Annotated in this window: 18 protein-coding genes; 8 read left to right on the top strand and 10 right to left on the bottom strand. The window is 36.9% G+C overall.

All coding sequences use genetic code 11. The features are described from left to right. Positions 1-32: 32 nt before the first annotated feature. Positions 33-1,049: a GTP 3',8-cyclase MoaA gene (gene moaA, locus ACJ004_RS00785; RefSeq protein WP_410890595.1), complete on the bottom strand. Its 1,017-nt coding sequence runs from the start codon at positions 1,047-1,049 to the stop codon at positions 33-35. A gap of 360 nt (positions 1,050-1,409) precedes the next feature. Here moaA and ACJ004_RS00780 point away from each other — a divergent pair, with 360 nt between their 5' ends. Further along, entirely contained in the window at positions 1,410-2,102 is a 693-nt protein-coding gene (locus ACJ004_RS00780) for a Crp/Fnr family transcriptional regulator (protein WP_410891248.1), read from the top strand. An 83-nt stretch (positions 2,103-2,185) separates the two neighbouring features. On the opposite strand, the gene ACJ004_RS00775 is transcribed toward ACJ004_RS00780, so the two are convergent. Both ACJ004_RS00775 and ACJ004_RS00770 read right to left on the bottom strand, forming a co-directional pair. Continuing rightward, positions 2,186-3,316: a TIGR04053 family radical SAM/SPASM domain-containing protein gene (locus tag ACJ004_RS00775; RefSeq protein WP_410890594.1), complete on the bottom strand. Its 1,131-nt coding sequence runs from the start codon at positions 3,314-3,316 to the stop codon at positions 2,186-2,188. Positions 3,317-3,527: 211 nt separating this feature from the next. Next, positions 3,528-3,836 carry a metal-sulfur cluster assembly factor gene (locus tag ACJ004_RS00770; RefSeq protein WP_410890592.1) on the bottom strand — a complete coding sequence of 103 codons (309 nt, stop codon included), beginning with the start codon at positions 3,834-3,836 and terminating at the stop codon, positions 3,528-3,530. A 288-nt stretch (positions 3,837-4,124) separates the two neighbouring features. Here ACJ004_RS00770 and ACJ004_RS00765 point away from each other — a divergent pair, with 288 nt between their 5' ends. From ACJ004_RS00765 to ACJ004_RS00755, 3 genes are all read left to right on the top strand, one after another. Beyond that, positions 4,125-4,937 (top strand): Cof-type HAD-IIB family hydrolase, encoded by an 813-nt coding sequence (locus tag ACJ004_RS00765; RefSeq protein ID WP_410890591.1) that lies wholly within the window; start codon positions 4,125-4,127, stop codon positions 4,935-4,937. Between the two features lie 111 nt (positions 4,938-5,048). Further along, entirely contained in the window at positions 5,049-5,201 is a 153-nt protein-coding gene (locus ACJ004_RS00760) for a hypothetical protein (RefSeq protein ID WP_166258563.1), read from the top strand. Between the two features lie 2 nt (positions 5,202-5,203). Continuing rightward, positions 5,204-5,389: a DUF3813 domain-containing protein gene (locus ACJ004_RS00755; RefSeq protein ID WP_410890590.1), complete on the top strand. Its 186-nt coding sequence runs from the start codon at positions 5,204-5,206 to the stop codon at positions 5,387-5,389. A gap of 41 nt (positions 5,390-5,430) precedes the next feature. Here ACJ004_RS00755 and ACJ004_RS00750 read toward each other — a convergent pair whose 3' ends face one another. Further along, complete coding sequence (locus ACJ004_RS00750; RefSeq protein WP_410890589.1) at positions 5,431-6,273, bottom strand: YitT family protein; 843 nt, start codon at positions 6,271-6,273, stop codon at positions 5,431-5,433. Between the two features lie 121 nt (positions 6,274-6,394). Here ACJ004_RS00750 and ACJ004_RS00745 point away from each other — a divergent pair, with 121 nt between their 5' ends. Then, positions 6,395-7,255, top strand: coding sequence for a DegV family protein (locus ACJ004_RS00745; RefSeq protein WP_410890587.1), 861 nt, complete (start codon positions 6,395-6,397; stop codon positions 7,253-7,255). Between the two features lie 44 nt (positions 7,256-7,299). On the opposite strand, the gene ACJ004_RS00740 is transcribed toward ACJ004_RS00745, so the two are convergent. Both ACJ004_RS00740 and ACJ004_RS00735 read right to left on the bottom strand, forming a co-directional pair. After that, positions 7,300-7,431, bottom strand: a complete 132-nt coding sequence (locus ACJ004_RS00740) for a DUF3941 domain-containing protein (RefSeq protein ID WP_410890586.1) — start codon at positions 7,429-7,431, stop codon at positions 7,300-7,302. Between the two features lie 68 nt (positions 7,432-7,499). Beyond that, positions 7,500-8,363, bottom strand: coding sequence for a CvfB family protein (locus ACJ004_RS00735; RefSeq protein ID WP_410890585.1), 864 nt, complete (start codon positions 8,361-8,363; stop codon positions 7,500-7,502). A gap of 188 nt (positions 8,364-8,551) precedes the next feature. Between ACJ004_RS00735 and ACJ004_RS00730 the strand changes: the two genes are divergently transcribed. Together ACJ004_RS00730 and ACJ004_RS00725 are read left to right on the top strand one after the other, a co-directional pair. Next, the gene (locus ACJ004_RS00730; RefSeq protein ID WP_410890584.1) at positions 8,552-9,049 is read left to right on the top strand and encodes a YajQ family cyclic di-GMP-binding protein; all 498 of its coding nucleotides are present in this window, start codon (positions 8,552-8,554) and stop codon (positions 9,047-9,049) included. A gap of 282 nt (positions 9,050-9,331) precedes the next feature. Then, the gene (locus ACJ004_RS00725; RefSeq protein ID WP_410890582.1) at positions 9,332-10,204 is read left to right on the top strand and encodes an SDR family oxidoreductase; all 873 of its coding nucleotides are present in this window, start codon (positions 9,332-9,334) and stop codon (positions 10,202-10,204) included. 219 nt (positions 10,205-10,423) lie between these two features. Here ACJ004_RS00725 and ACJ004_RS00720 read toward each other — a convergent pair whose 3' ends face one another. From ACJ004_RS00720 to ACJ004_RS00710, 3 genes are all read right to left on the bottom strand, one after another. After that, positions 10,424-11,935, bottom strand: coding sequence for an alpha-amylase family glycosyl hydrolase (locus ACJ004_RS00720; protein ID WP_410890581.1), 1,512 nt, complete (start codon positions 11,933-11,935; stop codon positions 10,424-10,426). 112 nt (positions 11,936-12,047) lie between these two features. Continuing rightward, a complete protein-coding gene (gene asnB, locus ACJ004_RS00715; protein ID WP_410890579.1) occupies positions 12,048-13,895 on the bottom strand; it encodes an asparagine synthase (glutamine-hydrolyzing) in 1,848 nt (615 codons plus the stop codon). Next, positions 13,841-14,053 (bottom strand): hypothetical protein, encoded by a 213-nt coding sequence (locus ACJ004_RS00710; RefSeq protein ID WP_410890578.1) that lies wholly within the window; start codon positions 14,051-14,053, stop codon positions 13,841-13,843. The genes asnB and ACJ004_RS00710 overlap by 55 nt, the downstream gene beginning before the upstream one ends. 226 nt (positions 14,054-14,279) lie before the next feature. Here ACJ004_RS00710 and ACJ004_RS00705 point away from each other — a divergent pair, with 226 nt between their 5' ends. Next, on the top strand, positions 14,280-14,843 hold the full coding sequence (locus ACJ004_RS00705; protein WP_410890576.1) for a DUF2777 domain-containing protein: 564 nt from the start codon (positions 14,280-14,282) through the stop codon (positions 14,841-14,843). A 274-nt stretch (positions 14,844-15,117) separates the two neighbouring features. On the opposite strand, the gene ACJ004_RS00700 is transcribed toward ACJ004_RS00705, so the two are convergent. Then, a complete protein-coding gene (locus ACJ004_RS00700) occupies positions 15,118-16,146 on the bottom strand; it encodes a ThiF family adenylyltransferase (RefSeq protein WP_410890574.1) in 1,029 nt (342 codons plus the stop codon). Positions 16,147-16,312: the final 166 nt, after the last annotated feature.

Below are 16,312 nucleotides of genomic sequence, written 5' to 3'. Positions count from 1 at the left end.
TTTACAAAAAACCCTCTTCTTATAAAGAGGGTTTAACCGCCAATATAAGACATTTCTATTTTTTTACGGTTTTTGTATGTTTCTGCGGTTCTTTCGTCTGAATACCGATCATCTCGCCCATTCCAAATGGCACTCACCCGTTCACGTATTTCTTCATCAGAGGCTCCATTTCTCATAAAGTTGCGAATATCATGCCCATTCCCATTGAACAAACAGGTAAAAATCTGACCATTCGCTGAAAGGCGCGACCGTGTACAACTTGTGCAAAATGATTCGGATACAGATGTAATAAAGCCAACATTCACATCTTTATCTTTATAGCGGTACAGTTTCGCCACTTCCCCATAATAGGCCGGATCTACAGGCTCGAGTTCGAATTGTTCTTTCAATAGATAATATATCTGTTTTTTTGTAATGACATCATCCATCTTCCATCCGTTTGTAGAGCCAACATCCATAAATTCGATATAGCGCAGCTCTAGTCCGTTCTCTTTGCAATATTCGGCCATTGGAATAATCTCAGTATCATTTAGACCCTTTTTTACAACCATATTAATTTTAACACCAAGTCCAGCTTGTTTAGCCGCTTCAATGCCCTCCAATACGGGTCCAGTTCCTACCCCGCGTCCGTTAATTTCCCCAAACAGTTCATCGTTTAAGGTATCAAGGCTGACATTAACACGTTTGAGACCAGCGTCCTTTAACTGTTTTGCAAATTTCGGCAGGAGCACACCATTTGTAGTTAATCCAATATCAAGTAAATCCTCTATAACTGACAGTTTCTTAACAAGAATAGGCAAATCTTTCCGAAGAAGGGGCTCTCCTCCCGTTAAGCGGATTTTCTCGACACCCAAACTGACAAATATTTTCGCAAGGCGTTCAATCTCTTCGTAAGAAAGCAACGCGCTTTTCGGAAGAAATTCAAAATCTGGACCAAATTGATCTGCAGGCATACAGTACTGGCAGCGGAAATTGCAGCGATCAATCACGGAAATCCTTAAATCATGCAAGGGTCTGTTTAATTTATCTTTAATAATGGTTTTTTCCATTTATCTCAACTCCATTATTTGAAGAACCTATTTTAAGTGTATCAATAATTCTTAGAAAAGACTGTTACTTTATTCACTATTACAATACTTATTACTTTAAGGCTTATCTTACCAGATGTTTGGCAATCTATATATAATTGTTTTGGGAAAGAGTTCCTTCTGAAGTTTTTTATTCAATTATACAATATTTCAGCTAACCATTAGGAAAATAGTATTTTTTTGTTAGCATAAGTTTTCACTATATTGTCATTGTTTACTTAATATTAATGGCTTCTTGTGAGATAAAATAATACTAACAAGTAAATCATGTTTATTAGGAAAATAATGTGAATATGACACGTAGAGGTGAATCCGATGTCAATGACAATGAAACCAACTCATTCAATTGAAATAAAAGAACTACTTAGATTTGCAGATCGAAAATTTAAAAGTGAAAAAGGAAGCTTTCTTTTTCAAGAAGGAATGGTTGCCGAAGAACTTTACATTATCATTTCCGGAAAAGTTCAAATTAGTAAAATCACATCAGATGGTCGTGAACTTTCATTAAGAATTTGCAGCGAAAATGATATTTGTGGGGAACTAACCCTTTTTACAGATAATCCAAGATATTTATTAAGTGCAATGGTTCTTGAGGAAGGAGAAGTTGTTGCAATTAAAAAAGATGTAATTGAAAGTGAAATATTTCAAAATAGTAAGCTTGCATTTGAATTCATGAAATGGATGAGTGATCATTTCCGTAAAACGCAAACAAAATTTCGTGACCTAGTCTTAAATGGAAAACGCGGTGCACTTTTTTCAACTCTTATTCGTATGTCAAATAGTTATGGGATTCAAAAAGATAATGGAATCCTAATTGATTTGCCGTTAACCAACCAAGAACTGGCTAATTTCTGCGGTACATCACGTGAAAGTACCAACAGAATCTTAAGTGATCTAAAAAGGGATAACATTATTTCTGTTAAAAAAGGAAAAATATCGATTTTGGATTTACAATATTTAAAAAGGGAAATTGATTGTGAAAATTGTTCTGCAGTCTATTGCAGTATTGAATAGGATGGGCAATCATCCTTTTTATTTTCTTTTTATACTTCACACAAGGCTGTCTCACAAAAATGAGACAGCCTTGTAAAATTTTTCTACTTTTCCTGTACTTGCTTCTCTCTTAATGCTTTGGGAATATACACGCAGAATGGCTCGCTTTCTAGATAATCTCCTGTCATTGCATAAGCTCTTGACCTTGATCCTCCGCATACATAGCGGAATTCACAGACACCACATTTTCCTTTAAAGAGATCTGGGTTCCTCAGTGATTTGAATATGGGTGATTCGCGGTAAATTTCTGCTAACGGCGTTTCACGGATATTCCCTGCTTTCACTGGTAATAGTCCACTTGGATATACATCCCCAATATGGGAGATGAACACAAAACCGTTCCCATCATTAACACCTTTAGGGGCACGTCCCAGCCCGTCAATGGAGCCTGTTAGCCCTTTTTCTGTTAATGCACTTAAATACTCAATTTCATCCGTTGTTTCCTTGGCTTCACGCATTTTTTGTTGAATCACAACACGTCGGTAATGCATTGCTTCTGTTGTTTTGATATCAAATGAAACACGTTTGCTTAAATCATACAACCATCTGAATACTTTTTCATGTTGTACGGGAGATATCATATCTGATTCTTGACCTCTTCCAGTTGGAACTAGGAAAAAGACACTCCATAACACACATCCTAAACTCTCAACCATTTTTGCCATCTCATCAAGATAGTCAATATTGTAACGAGAAATCACCGTATTTATCTGAATAGGTAATCCAACTTCATGTAAATATTTTATTTTTTCCATCGTCAGGTCAAATGAGCCCGCTGTTCCCCTAAAATGATCATGAATTTCCGCTTTAGGACCATCAATACTAAATGCCCACCGAGATAGACCTACTTCTTTTGCTTTTTCAATTGCCTCTTTTGTAACATTAGGTGTCGCGCTTGGCGTCATTGATACTCGAACACCTTTTTCAACAGCATATTTTGCAATTTCAAACACATCTTCTCTCATCAACGGATCCCCGCCGGTGAAAACAAGCATCGGATTGTTCATTTCATATATTTGATCAATTAAATTTTTTCCTTCTTCAAACGATAGTTCTCGTGGGTCCCTTCTATACTGTGCATCCGCACGGCAGTGCAGGCATTTTAATTGGCAAGCTCTTGTCAGTTCCCAAATAACAATAAATGGGTCTTTATTAAAATCTCGGCTAAAAGCCATATGGAAACGCCTCCTAATAACGGCTCTTTCAATCAAACAGCCTTATTAACCTGTATTATAAAGGTGTTTATATTCGAAAAAAGTGAACTATCTCACATTCCTGACAAAAGATATGTCTGAAAAGTGAAGTATAAAAAAAAACAGCAGAAATTCTGCTGTTTTTGTTAATATCTTCGTACATTGTTCGGAACCTAAGAACTTTTATTTAATTTTAGCGAATTCCTAAAGCAATTTTCGCATAGCGTGACATCATATCTTTATTCCAAGGAGGATTGAAAACAATATTAACATCTACCTCTTTGATTTCTGGAATATCAGCCAATGCTCGCTTAACTTGGTCCACAATCGTGCCAGCAAGCGGACAGCCCATTGAAGTTAATGTCATCGTAATCGTTGCATTGCCTTCATCATCCATTTCTGTATTATATACTAATCCCAAATTTACGATATCCACCCCTAGTTCAGGGTCAATTACTAACTCTAAAGCACCTAATATATTTTCTTTTAGTTCTTCATTCATTTTAGTTTCACTCCTTAAATATCTTTGTACCAATTTTATTATAGCAAATATCTAGGAATTCCTTTCTAGATTGAGACTTCGTTAAAAAAAGTATATAGTTTTTTTAAACCTTTTGGTGTGAATTTTTTTACAGTCTTGATATAAAATTGTTAACATAGTGAATATAGAAATAATAAAAGTTCTAAGCAGAATGCAACATTTATATTCGCAGTGTAACATGTAAATGAATTTTTTCCTAAAGTGACAATCATAAATTAGTGATGAAATTTATCATTAGAAGGAGTTATTATGGCAGATAAACACTTAATTGCATTAGATTTAGACGGAACTTTATTAAAAGATGATAAAACTATTTCTTTAAAAACAAAAGAGATCATTAAAAAGGCAAGAGAACTAGGTCATATCGTAATGATCGCAACAGGCAGGCCTTATCGTTCCTGTGAGATGTATTATCGTGAATTGAATTTAGATACACCGATAGTCAATTTCAATGGAGCGTTTATGCATTACCCTGGAATTCCCGATTGGGGTTATCACGAACCACTTGATATACGAGTAGCTAAAGAAATAGTTGAAGCGTGCAGAAGTTTTCATTTTCATAATATCATCGCAGAAGTAATCGATGATGTGTATTTCCACTATCATGATGAAAAGCTTTTAGACATTTTTAGTTTTGGAAATCCCAAAATCACCACAGGCGATTTAGCTGATTTTTTAAAGGAATCACCTACAAGCATGTTAATCCATACAGAGGAAGATCAATTAAAGATCATTCGGGACCATTTATCGTCGGTTCATGCGGAAGTAATTGATCATCGAAGTTGGGCTGCACCGTGGCATGTGGTTGAGATTATTAAAGTTGGCTTAAATAAGGCTGTTGGATTAAAAAAAGCGGCTGCTTACTTTGATATCCCTGCTGAAAGAGTTATTGCCTTTGGAGACGAAGACAACGATCTAGAAATGCTTGAATATGCTGGTCACGGGATTGCAATGGGAAATGCCATTGATAAAGTGAAAAATATTGCCAATGATGTTACTTTAAGCAACGAAGAAGATGGAGTGGGACAATATTTGGCAGATTTGTTAAATATAAAATTTTAACCTCTTTTCGCCAGTGTTTACCTAAATGAACATCCCCATTTTGGTACATACTATTTTTTGAGGCAGCGATGCTGTTTCAATAAGAGCCTTGAGCATATTGGAGGGATTCGAATGGGTAAACGAAACAAATCAAAACGCTTTGTCCAGCAAGGAGTGGATACGGTTAGTAAACATGCTGAACGTATTCCCTATCACATGACCTATGCTGAAGCGGAAGCTCAGAAGATGGCCAATGTGCAAGAATCCTCGCTTGGAGGAATATAAACATGGGAAACCAATTGTTCCAAGAAGCACGAAGATTTGTTGAGACGGCGAAAGCTGCCAACCCTGCTGATCTTGATTCTGCTATAGCGAAAGCAAAAAATGCATTAAGCTCTGCTTATGCAAATTCCACTGTGGCAGAGCAAGCCCAGCTCCAACAAATGCAACAAGAGCTTGATCAACTTTCTTAACTAGAAAAGCGGAAGCGCCCTTTGGGCCTCCGCTTTTCTTGTTATTCCTTTCTAAAGAACCCATAGATATTTGTGGTTTGTATGATATTTGTAAATGCATTCGGGTCCACTTCTTTAAGAATTCTTTCCAAATCAAAGAGTTCATAGCGTGTAATGACAACCATTAACATTTCTCTAGCTTCGTTTGAAAAAGCCCCTTTTGCAGGGAGGATCGTAATTCCTCGTACTAGTCGCTCCTGTATAGCTTTTTTCATGTCATCAGATTTTTTAGTAATAATAATCGCGGTTAGCTTTGCATGCCTAGTATGAATGGCATCAATTACTCTTGTTGAGGTGTATAAAGTAACTAGGGTATAGAGGGCTTTTTCCCAACCATACAGAAATCCTGCAGTAATTATAATTACCCCATTCATCACAAGCATATAGGGTCCAATCGGCTTGTCTTTCATTCTAGATAAAACCATGGCAATAATGTCGACCCCGCCTGTTGACGCCCCCCATTTTAACGTGATCCCGACACCAACGGCTAGTATAACACCTCCAAATACAGCATTTAGAAGGATGTCCTTCGAAACTTGATTAATAGGTATTAATGTTAAAAATAACGAAGAAAGAACAACACTAATAAAACTGTATATTGTAAAAGATTTTCCAACTTTTCTCCAACCTAAAATAGCCACAGGAATATTCAGCAATAATAGTAAAAATCCCAGCGAAACATGGATAGGAGTATAGTCACTTAACACTTTTGAAAGTAGTTGGGCAATCCCTGTAAATCCACTTGAATAAATATTTGCCGGAATTAAAAATAAATTCATTGCTAGGGCAGCTAACAATGCCCCCGCTGCAACCACTCCTAGTTTCTTTGTCTGGAGCCATATCATTTCAATTACCCCTTTTTTAAGAAATTATGCACCCTTTGTTGTTTTCTGTGATAGATAATTGTATTTTTACGGTGAAACCGATAAACTGAAACTATAAATTGTTTGAAAGCAGGTGAGCTACATGCAGGTACGAATACTAGCTGATAGCGCATGCGATTTACCCAAAAGTTTTTATGAAGAGCATCATGTCACATTATTACCTTTAAAAGTTGAGATTAATGGCAATGAATATGAAGATGTAAAAAACATTGATCCAATCACCGTATATGAGGCAATTCGAACAGGAATTGTTCCAAAAACATCTCAGGTCTCTCCGCATCTGTTCGAGGAAGTTTTTACCGAAATGGCAGAAAAGGATGAAGATGGGATTTACATTGCATTTTCTTCCGAATTATCTGGTACATATTCTACTGCTGTTATGATTCTTGACCAAGTGAAGGAAAAATATCCAAATTTTAATTTAACAATTGTCGATACAAAATGTGCATCATTAGGATTTGGACTAGTCGTTAAAGAGGCAGCGGCTCTTGCTTTAAAAAATGTAGGAAAAGAAAAGATTTTAGAAGATGTTTTGTTTAGAAGCCAACATATGGAGCATCTCTTTACTGTTGAAGATTTAGATTATTTAGCAAAAGGTGGCCGAGTCTCAAAAGCATCAGCTTTCCTAGGGGGATTATTGAACATTAAACCCATTCTAAATGTAGAAGATGGGAGACTGGTCCCGATTGAAAAAATACGCGGGAAGAAAAAAGTAATGAGGCGCATCATCGAAATCATGAAGGACCGCGGAGATGATATGGATAACCAAGTAATTGGAATTAGCCATGCAGATTGTGTAGAAACTGCATCAGAAATGAAAGCAATGATTGAAGAAGAATTCCATCCGGTTGAGGTTTTGATTACCTCGATTGGTTCTGCCATCGGCTCCCATACTGGTGCTGGTACGATTTCAATTTTCTTCTTAAATAAAATTCCATCGTAAAATAAAAAATGAGTGGGGTTTACACCTCACTCATTTTTTATTATTCATTTATGGTCTGTCTTCTTGGAGTATTGATTTTTTCCAGCTTGACGATTTTTTTCAAGCATCATATTCTTTTCATGGCGAAGGGCATTGTTGTCTTTCGCTTTTTTATCGTTGTCTGAAGTATGCGGCATAACCTTACCCCTTTCAAATAGATTCACACTTAGTTTCTGTCAATTTGAAAAGAGTATGTAAATACAACTTAATCTTTCTTCACATATGTCCAGTTGCCTTCCTGGTATACCCTTCCATCCTTCAAAAGCTTTCCAAGAGCACGTTTAAAAGCACCTTTGCTTAAATTAAACCGATCTTTAATATCTTCAGGCATGCTTTTATCGTTATATGGCATGGCACCGTTTCTGCTCATCATATACTCATATATCCGTTCTGCATCTAAATCCTGTGTTTCTTCTTTTCTTGCCAGTAAGGAAACGTTGATCGTTCCATCTTCTTTAACATCAATAATGCGCCCTTCGACTTTTTCACCAATACGAGGCTCTTGTTGTCGTTGTGACTCGTGAATGAAACCTTTAAAACCTTCAATTGTGTAAATCCAACTGCCGACTTTGGCTGTTCGATAAATATGTCCTTGCACATTTTTATTGAAATTTGCTCTTGTAGCTTTTACAGAGATGGATTCAATCACCGGGTCACTGGCGAGCTTCGCATAGAGCAGATAATTACTGCTTAACTTTAAAGTAATATAGACTAAATCTCCAGGCTTTGGCCAGACAGATTTATGAACGGGCAAATCATCAATCCCTAACAATATATCCTTTGGAAGTCCAATATTTATAAAGACACCAATTCGCGGATTTGAGTCTGTTACCTTTACCCAAGCATAACGTCCAATCGCTATTTCTGGAATATTGGTTGAAGCAGAGATTCGACCTTCCGAATCAACATAAAGGAAAACCTCTACCTCATCATTTTCTTCAAATTCTTGATGGGCTTGATTAAAATGCAGTAAAACATCTTCATTCCCGTCTGTTAAAAAATAGCCAAATGAAGCTTTGCGGGCTACAGTTAATGTGGTTGTTTGACCGATTAGTTCATATAAAGACATATATAACTCCTCTTTTCTTTTCACGGAGAATTAGTTTATTATTCGAAGCGTTCCAGTCTACCCCTTGCTAACAGGCGCTTCCACGTTAAATAGTTGTTTGAACTGCTATATTTTACTATAATGTACCCATAAAGGGAAACTTTAGCAGGTGTGGTTTTAAGATATCGTTATAAAATGGAGGTTTTGTTATGTCAAAAGATAGCTCATTTGATATTGTATCTCAAGTAGACTTATCTGAAGTATCAAATGCGATTGCCCAAACAATGAAGGAAATTGGCACTCGCTATGATTTTAAAGGCAGTAAAAGTGAAGTATCACTTGATAAAGATAAAGAAGAGCTTGTTCTTGTGTCCGATGATGAATATAAAATGGACCAGCTAAAAGATGTTTTATTTAGTAAATTAATGAAACGCAGCGTTCCAGTTAGAAACCTTGATTACGGGAAAATTGAAAAAGCATCCGGCGGAACAGTCCGTCAACGAGCTAAACTGGTTCAAGGTATTGATAAAGAAAATGCAAAAAAAATTAATACCATTATTAAAAATAGCGGTGTCAAGGTCAAAAGCCAGGTTCAAGACGACCAAGTGCGTGTTAGTGGAAAGAACCGGGATGATTTACAAAAAATTATCTCACTCGTCCGTGAAGCGGACTTAACTGTGGATGTCCAGTTTATTAATTATCGATAATGGAAATGGCGAAAGGATAAAAATCCTTTCGCTTTTTTATTATGGCTCTTTTAGTAAACTTTGTTGCTTTTTGAGCTATATAAGATTCATTTACTAAGTTTCCTGGCAATTTTCGCATATGTTCTTACGAAAAGATGCCACGAAGCATCTAGTTAAACGGGTTGATAAACTTATACGAAAAACAACAATCTATGCGAAAATAGCCTTTATTATCTTTATTTTTCATAATTTAACCTATTTATCTAAAACTAATATGGAGTAAACACATGGAGGTTTTAGGAAATGAGCAATAATCAAAATAAACAAAAGCAAACCTTTCCACCCCAGCATCAAAATCATCAGCCTGGAATAGAAAGTGAAATGAATCCTCGTCCCATTTCAGTAGATCCCAATTATAAATCAGGGGGGAAATTAGCTGGTAAAACAGCGATTATTACTGGAGGCGACAGTGGAATAGGCAAATCTGTAGCCATTTATTTTGCCAAAGAAGGAGCAGACGTAGCGATTGTCTATTTAGAAGAGCATCAAGATGCTGAAGAAACAAAGCAAATGATTGAGGCCGAAGGACGAAGATGTCTACTTTATTCGGGTGACATCGGCAGTGAGGATTTTTGTAAGGATACCGTCCATAAGATTCAATCTGAATTTGGGAGGGTAGATATCCTTGTCAATAATGCGGCGGAACAACATCCACAAAAAAGCATATTATCGATTACTGCGCACCAATTAGAAAAGACGTTCCGAACAAATATTTTCTCCTTTTTCTATATGACGAAAATGGTCCTCCCCTTTTTAAAACAAGGGGCATCCATTATTAATACTGCTTCCATTACGGCCTATAAGGGGCACGAACAGTTATTAGATTATTCCGCAACCAAGGGGGCGATCGTTTCCTTCACCCGCTCTTTAGCATTGTCTCTTGCGCCTCAAGGCATTCGCGTTAATGGTGTGGCACCAGGTCCCATTTGGACCCCGCTGATCCCATCCACTTTTCCAGCAAACCAAGTTGCTACGTTTGGTTCGAATACTGCGATGGGTAGAGCAGGACAACCATATGAATTAGCTGCAAGTTATGTTTTCCTAGCATCAGATGACTCCTCCTATGTCAGTGGACAAATGATTCATGTAAATGGCGGAGAAATTATCAATGGATAAAGAAAAGCGGAAGCGCCCTGTTCAGCGGCGTATGGCCTGGAGCGCTCCAACTGAGATAAAGGAAACACGAAGAGCCGAAGGCGCATTCGTGCTTGACTTATCGTAGGGCGGAGAGCGAAGGACACTAGCCGCTAGGGCGCTGGAGCTAGACAGTATCTAAGTTCAAAAACTTATACTTACTTATCACTTAAAAAAATGTCGGGGAAAGCCCCCGACATTTTATCGTTTGTTTTTTCTTAATTTAATTAGAAATAAGAAAAATAATAAGTAAACAACAACTAGTCCAGCAATTAATGGAAAATTGATACCGCTTTTTTCAGCTGCGACATATACTTCCGAATTATCCCGATCTAGAATAATCATATATTTATTATCATCACTTTTAACTTTATCTCCACCAAGCAAGCCCCTCAGTTCTTTCCCGCCTTTAATCTGGTCATTGGTTAACGTAACACTTTGAGACTTGCTCGAATTATTGATGGCAATAATTGAAGTTTCGCCTTTATAAACTCGCTTATAAACAACCATTCCCTTTTGATCATAAAGCATTTCCATTGTTCCTCTTGTTAAGGAAGGGAGTTGATTCCTTAATTCACCCACCTTGGTTATATAATCAATTAGTTCCTTTTCAGCCCTGAAACTCATTTGCCCGCGGTTATCAGGAATTCCTTCCCCATTTAAAGCAATTTCCGTACCATAGTAAATGACGGGAATTCCAGGGGTGGTATAAAGGTACAATAATGCCGTTTTCCAGCGTGAGCCTGGGAATTGTTTCTTCGCCACAATATCACTCGTAAATCTTGACGCATATTCGTTATCCATAAAATTAGCCCGTAAAAAGGAATTCTGAATTGTATCAGCATCAGAGTAAAGTGTGGTAAATGACTGATCCGTACCAGCAAATGTCTTTCTTAACTTTTCACTGTACTGATAATTTACTACACTGTCTATCCCGGCAGCTTTATATTCTTGTATATCTAAGGAAGCATTATTTGATGATACCCCTAAAAGGAAGAAGTCTTTCTTTTCCTTTTTTACTTCAGTTGAAAAATTAGTCCAAAAGCTTATCGGAACATAGTTTACTCCTGGTAAGCTTAGCCCATCAATATTTGTTTTATTAATCCACCATGTTGCAGCATCGATTAAGTACTTTTTTACCTCTGGATTGTCCTGATTAAGGTCAGGCAATCCATCAATCCAGCCTTCCTCTATATCCTTCTGATTCGCATTTCCAGATGTGAGCTCCTGTTTTTGATGAAACCAATCCTTCTTGCTGGAATCACTGAGCCAAGGATGGTCTGCGGCCACATTATTCGTTACAAAATCAATCACTACCTTCATCTTTCGCTTATGTGCTTCTTTTACTAATGTTTGGAAAGACTTCAAAGTGCCAAAATGTTCATCAACTTTGTAAAAATCCTTTACCCAAAAGCCATGGTACCCATTTTTGTCATTGTCAAAAATGGGAGTTAGTCGGATCGCAGTAAAACCCATATCATGTATGTAATCTAACTTATCAATAATTCCTTGAATATCCCCGCCATTATATGCTAAAGGATCTTTTGCATTTACATCCATGTCATTATTCTGATCCCCATTGTTGAAACGATCGATCATGATAGAATAAACAGATTCATCCTGCCATAAGCGGTCTTCCTTTTCTACCGCTGCATATGCAGAAAGAGATGAATTAAGTAATAACAAGATTAAAATAAGTGTAATTTTTTTCATTTCATAATATCCTCCTCTAAAAAGGGAAGAGGATATCCTCTTCCCTACACCATTTTAATCTAATCAAGTTTTTATTCCAAATTTAAGTTCTTAATCCATCAAAAATTCACACTTAATTCACTATATTAATATTGTAATCCTTAAACCAAGTGTGTAGTTGCACAAGATACGCCAATAATTGAGGTCCTGTCATCAATTGGCCAAACCAAGGTTCTTGAAATGAATTTCCACCAGACTTCACGATATCTTCAAGTTGCTCTTTATTAAAAAATTCATGCAATACTGAGGACCGATCCTGTAAAATATCCTCTACCAGTTTTTGAACAGCAATGGTATAGGCAGGATTGTGTGTTTTTGGATACGGGCTTTTTTTACGATACAATACTTCTTCAGGTAAAATACCTTCAAATGCTTTTCGGAGGATGCCCTTTTCCCTCCCACGATACATTTTAATTTCCCACGGGATATTCCACACATATTCAACGAGGCGATGGTCAGCAAAAGGAACCCTAACTTCCAAACTGGCACCCATGCTCATTCGGTCCTTACGATCAAGCAGGGTAGTCATAAAGCTAATCATATTAATATAAAATAATTCTCTACGCTTTGATTCTTCTTCGCTTTCACCCTCTAACCTTGGGGTTTCAGCAATCACCTGATGGTACTTTTCCAATACGTAATCATTTAATTTTAGTTTTTCCTGCCAATGTGATTTCAACAATTTATGTCGTTCTGATAGAGAACGCATCCACGGAAACCCTGGACGTTCTAAATCTTGTTTTCGATGAAACCATGGGTACCCCCCGAATATTTCATCTGCACATTCACCGGACAGGCTGACAACAAAATTCTGTTTTATTTCTTTACAAAACCAAAGTAACGAGGAATCAACATCAGCCATCCCTGGCAAATCCCTAACATGGGTCGCTTCCACCAAATCATTGACCAATTGTTGTTGAGAAATGATTTTGTTGTGGTGCATGGTCTTAAATTTATCCGTAATCATCTGAATAAATTTCCCATCAGCATCTGGTTGGAATTCAGTTGAAGAAAAGTATTTGTCATTTCCTTCATAATCAATGGAATAGGTGTGGAGCTGTCCTTTGTTTTGCTCTTGGAAACCCTTAGCGGCAATCGCTGTGATAATACTTGAATCCAAACCGCCAGACAAAAAGGTACTTAGTGGAACATCGGAAACAAGCTGTCTTGTTACAGCATCTGTTACTAAATAGCGGACCTTCTCAGCTGTCTCCTCCACGGTGTCCTTATGTTCTTCACTTTTAACATTCCAATAGCGCCAAATTTTTAGACCATTCTTGGAAAACGTCAAAGCATGAGCTGGTCTTAATTCATTTATTCCTTTAAACACACCGGAACCAGGTGATCTTGAAGGGCCAATTCCAAAGATCTCAGCAAGACCCTCTCGATCGATTTCAGTTTTCACTTCTGGATGGGATAAAATAGCCTTGATCTCTGATGCAAATAAAAGTCCTTTTTGGTGTTCTTTGAAGAATAATGGTTTTACCCCTAAACGATCACGTCCTATAAAGAGTTGTTCCTTCTTGCTATCCCAGATTGCAAATGCATAAATTCCGTTCAAATGATTTACACACTCTTCCGCCCATTCTATATAGGCAGATAATAGAACTTCTGTATCAGAATGACCTTTAAATGAATATCCTTTAGTATGGAGAACTTTGCGGATATCTTCTGTATTATATAATTCCCCATTGTAGCAAATTGTGTAATTACATCCGTCTTTTTGTTTGGTCATTGGCTGTCTTCCCCCTTCAGGGTCAACAACTATAAGTCTTTTATGGCCAAAGGCAACATTTGCCTCAGACCAGATGTTTGTTTCATCAGGACCTCTTTTGGCCAGGGTAGTTGTCATTTTCGTCAATATATCTACTTCATTCTTGATGGATTTTTCAAAATTAATCCAGCCTGTAATGCCACACATTTCCTTTCACACTCCTCATTAACAAAGGCTAATTTCGCATTTATTGCTGTTTTTCGTATAAGTTCATCAACCCGTACAACAATGTGCTTCGTGGCATCTTTTCGTAAGAACATTTGCGAAAATCGCCTAGAAACCAATTGACCCTTATTAAGTTCCATAAGCAACAAAGTTTACGAAAAGAGCCTTACCAAAACTACTGTTCATGAATTCATGTTTTTATAGTATTCAGCCCAGAGGAAATGGTTAATTGTCCAAATCGAAAAGCGGAAGGCAACGTCAGTTAGTCAGTTTATTAGGTTGAAAAAATAAAACTTTATTTTCAGTTATAAAATTCCATGAAGATGTCTAAAAAGAATATGATATCATCTGGCACGGAGGTTAATAATGAATCGACAACAACGAATGAGACTATATGATTTTCAGGAAAGGGCCTACACAGAAGGAACAGTTGAACAGATTAATGATCAATGGATCTTCTTTGATGAGGAAACGGAGGAAGCTGAAATGTTAGATGATTACCTTCAGCAAGAAATAGAAGTCTTCCGAATGAATCGTTGGAAGAAAGGTAAATTGTATGAAACAGGCAAAGTCCGAATTGGAAACGAAGCCACTATGCTGCGTAATCATGATTTAGTTAGGATTAGGAAACATTTAGTATACTCGCTTGAGAGGCTGTTAGATGGAATAAATGATGATGCCTTTTTTCAATTTGTTACTACCTTAAACTCCTTAAACTTTTCCATTTATGATTGTATCTATTGTTATAACCATTTATCCTTCTTATCGGATGAAAATCGTAAGGATGGCGTAAATTTTTTAGTTTTTGATAATCAGGAGCAAATTTGTAATGTCCAACACCATTTTTGTTATTTTGAAAAGGTTAATGATCGATTTGAATTTACATTAAATACCGGAAAACGATTAGTGATTGAGAAAATGATTTCATGAGCAAAAAGCGCAAGCGCCCATTTAGCGGCGTATGGACTGGAGCTCTCCAACCGAGATAAAGGAAACACGAAGAGCGTTAGCGATTCGATGTTGACTTATCGTAGGCAGTAAAAATTCTTTAGAATTTTTACGTGGAGAGCGAAGTACACTAGCCGCTGGGTGCTGGAGCTGGATTCAGAGAACCATTTTAATTTTTCCACAATTAATTATTTTATAATCTTCTATACATAGAAAAAGGCATGGGCTTCCACGCCTTTTTCTTTTGGAAACAAATTTAGTTCCCAATGTATTTTGAATAAAGCAATTTTGCTTGGATAATATCATTCGTACCATGAATCAATACACGTGCATCCCTAAACACAACGATAGAAGTATCTTCATCAGGAGAAAATTGAAGCAAATAGTCATTACCAGATACATTGCCACTTTTTTCAAGTAACTCAGCTAACTTTTTTACGTCCAATTCGCGTTTATTTCTCGGATTGATCTGGACAGTATTGCGTCCGCATAACGTTGTATATGCAATCTGTTGTTGTGAGGATCGGTCTAGAAAATCAAATTGATGGTTTACACATGTTGGACAATTAGGATTTCTCCCCTCGGAAATATCCATTTGCATGGTGGAATAATCCCAAATATCAATTTGTTCTAAATGAGGTGTAGTCTTTTCCCCTATTAATATTTTGACAGTTTCCAGGGTTTGAAAGGAACCAATAATATCTGTTAACGGTGACAATACACCTACTGTATCGCAAGTCTCCCCTGTCCCAGTAGGAACATGTGGGAAAAGACAGCGATAGCAAGGAGTTTTTCCTGGGATGATTGAAGTAAACATACCTCTAGAACTGACAGCAGCACCATGAACCCAAGGAATTCCGTACTTAACAGCTACATCATTGATTAAAAAGCGTGTCATAAAATTATCGGTGCCATCCACGATACAATCCATTCCTGTTAATAATTCTTCGGCATTATCCAGGTTTATATCAGCGATATGTGCATCGATTGTAACAGTTGAATTAATTTTATTTAACCTTTTTTGTGCGGCGATCACCTTTGGAAGCTGTAATTTTGCATCCTCTTCATCGAAAAGTGACTGCCGCTGCAGATTTGATAATTCAACCAAATCCCGATCAATTAAACGTAAATAGCCAACCCCTGAACGGACGAGATGGTTTGCAATTACCGTACCAAGAGCTCCAACACCGACAATTGCCACTTTACTATTCAACAATTTTAATTGACCTGACTCCCCAACCGGTTGAAAAAGAATCTGTCTTGAATAGCGCTCTAAATTACTCATGATATACCTCTTTTCTTAACAAAACTGAACTTATGCTTAACAAAAGGAAAAGTTATATTACTATCATCTTAACAAATTATTTATTATTGTCGTTTAGAAATAATTATAATTTTAAAAATAATGAAAAAGAGATATAATAAAAAATAGGTTAAAGTATAATTTTGGA

Source organism: Neobacillus sp. 204 (assembly GCF_046562815.1).
GTDB lineage: Bacteria > Bacillota > Bacilli > Bacillales > Cytobacillaceae > Neobacillus.
This window is presented reverse-complemented; position numbering and strand designations above follow the sequence as displayed.

Excerpts from the sequence above, each read along its gene's own strand:
- moaA (WP_410890595.1), bottom strand. The coding sequence starts at position 1,049 with ATGGAAAAAACCATTATTAAAGATAAATTAAACAGACCCTTGCATGAT.
- ACJ004_RS00780 (WP_410891248.1), top strand. The coding sequence starts at position 1,410 with ATGACAATGAAACCAACTCATTCAATTGAAATAAAAGAACTACTTAGA.
- ACJ004_RS00775 (WP_410890594.1), bottom strand. The coding sequence starts at position 3,316 with ATGGCTTTTAGCCGAGATTTTAATAAAGACCCATTTATTGTTATTTGG.
- ACJ004_RS00770 (WP_410890592.1), bottom strand. The coding sequence starts at position 3,836 with ATGAATGAAGAACTAAAAGAAAATATATTAGGTGCTTTAGAGTTAGTA.
- ACJ004_RS00765 (WP_410890591.1), top strand. The coding sequence starts at position 4,125 with ATGGCAGATAAACACTTAATTGCATTAGATTTAGACGGAACTTTATTA.
- ACJ004_RS00760 (WP_166258563.1), top strand. The coding sequence starts at position 5,049 with ATGGGTAAACGAAACAAATCAAAACGCTTTGTCCAGCAAGGAGTGGAT.
- ACJ004_RS00755 (WP_410890590.1), top strand. The coding sequence starts at position 5,204 with ATGGGAAACCAATTGTTCCAAGAAGCACGAAGATTTGTTGAGACGGCG.
- ACJ004_RS00750 (WP_410890589.1), bottom strand. The coding sequence starts at position 6,273 with ATGATATGGCTCCAGACAAAGAAACTAGGAGTGGTTGCAGCGGGGGCA.
- ACJ004_RS00745 (WP_410890587.1), top strand. The coding sequence starts at position 6,395 with ATGCAGGTACGAATACTAGCTGATAGCGCATGCGATTTACCCAAAAGT.
- ACJ004_RS00740 (WP_410890586.1), bottom strand. The coding sequence starts at position 7,431 with ATGCCGCATACTTCAGACAACGATAAAAAAGCGAAAGACAACAATGCC.
- ACJ004_RS00735 (WP_410890585.1), bottom strand. The coding sequence starts at position 8,363 with ATGTCTTTATATGAACTAATCGGTCAAACAACCACATTAACTGTAGCC.
- ACJ004_RS00730 (WP_410890584.1), top strand. The coding sequence starts at position 8,552 with ATGTCAAAAGATAGCTCATTTGATATTGTATCTCAAGTAGACTTATCT.
- ACJ004_RS00725 (WP_410890582.1), top strand. The coding sequence starts at position 9,332 with ATGAGCAATAATCAAAATAAACAAAAGCAAACCTTTCCACCCCAGCAT.
- ACJ004_RS00720 (WP_410890581.1), bottom strand. The coding sequence starts at position 11,935 with ATGAAAAAAATTACACTTATTTTAATCTTGTTATTACTTAATTCATCT.
- asnB (WP_410890579.1), bottom strand. The coding sequence starts at position 13,895 with ATGTGTGGCATTACAGGCTGGATTAATTTTGAAAAATCCATCAAGAAT.
- ACJ004_RS00710 (WP_410890578.1), bottom strand. The coding sequence starts at position 14,053 with ATGGAACTTAATAAGGGTCAATTGGTTTCTAGGCGATTTTCGCAAATG.
- ACJ004_RS00705 (WP_410890576.1), top strand. The coding sequence starts at position 14,280 with ATGAATCGACAACAACGAATGAGACTATATGATTTTCAGGAAAGGGCC.
- ACJ004_RS00700 (WP_410890574.1), bottom strand. The coding sequence starts at position 16,146 with ATGAGTAATTTAGAGCGCTATTCAAGACAGATTCTTTTTCAACCGGTT.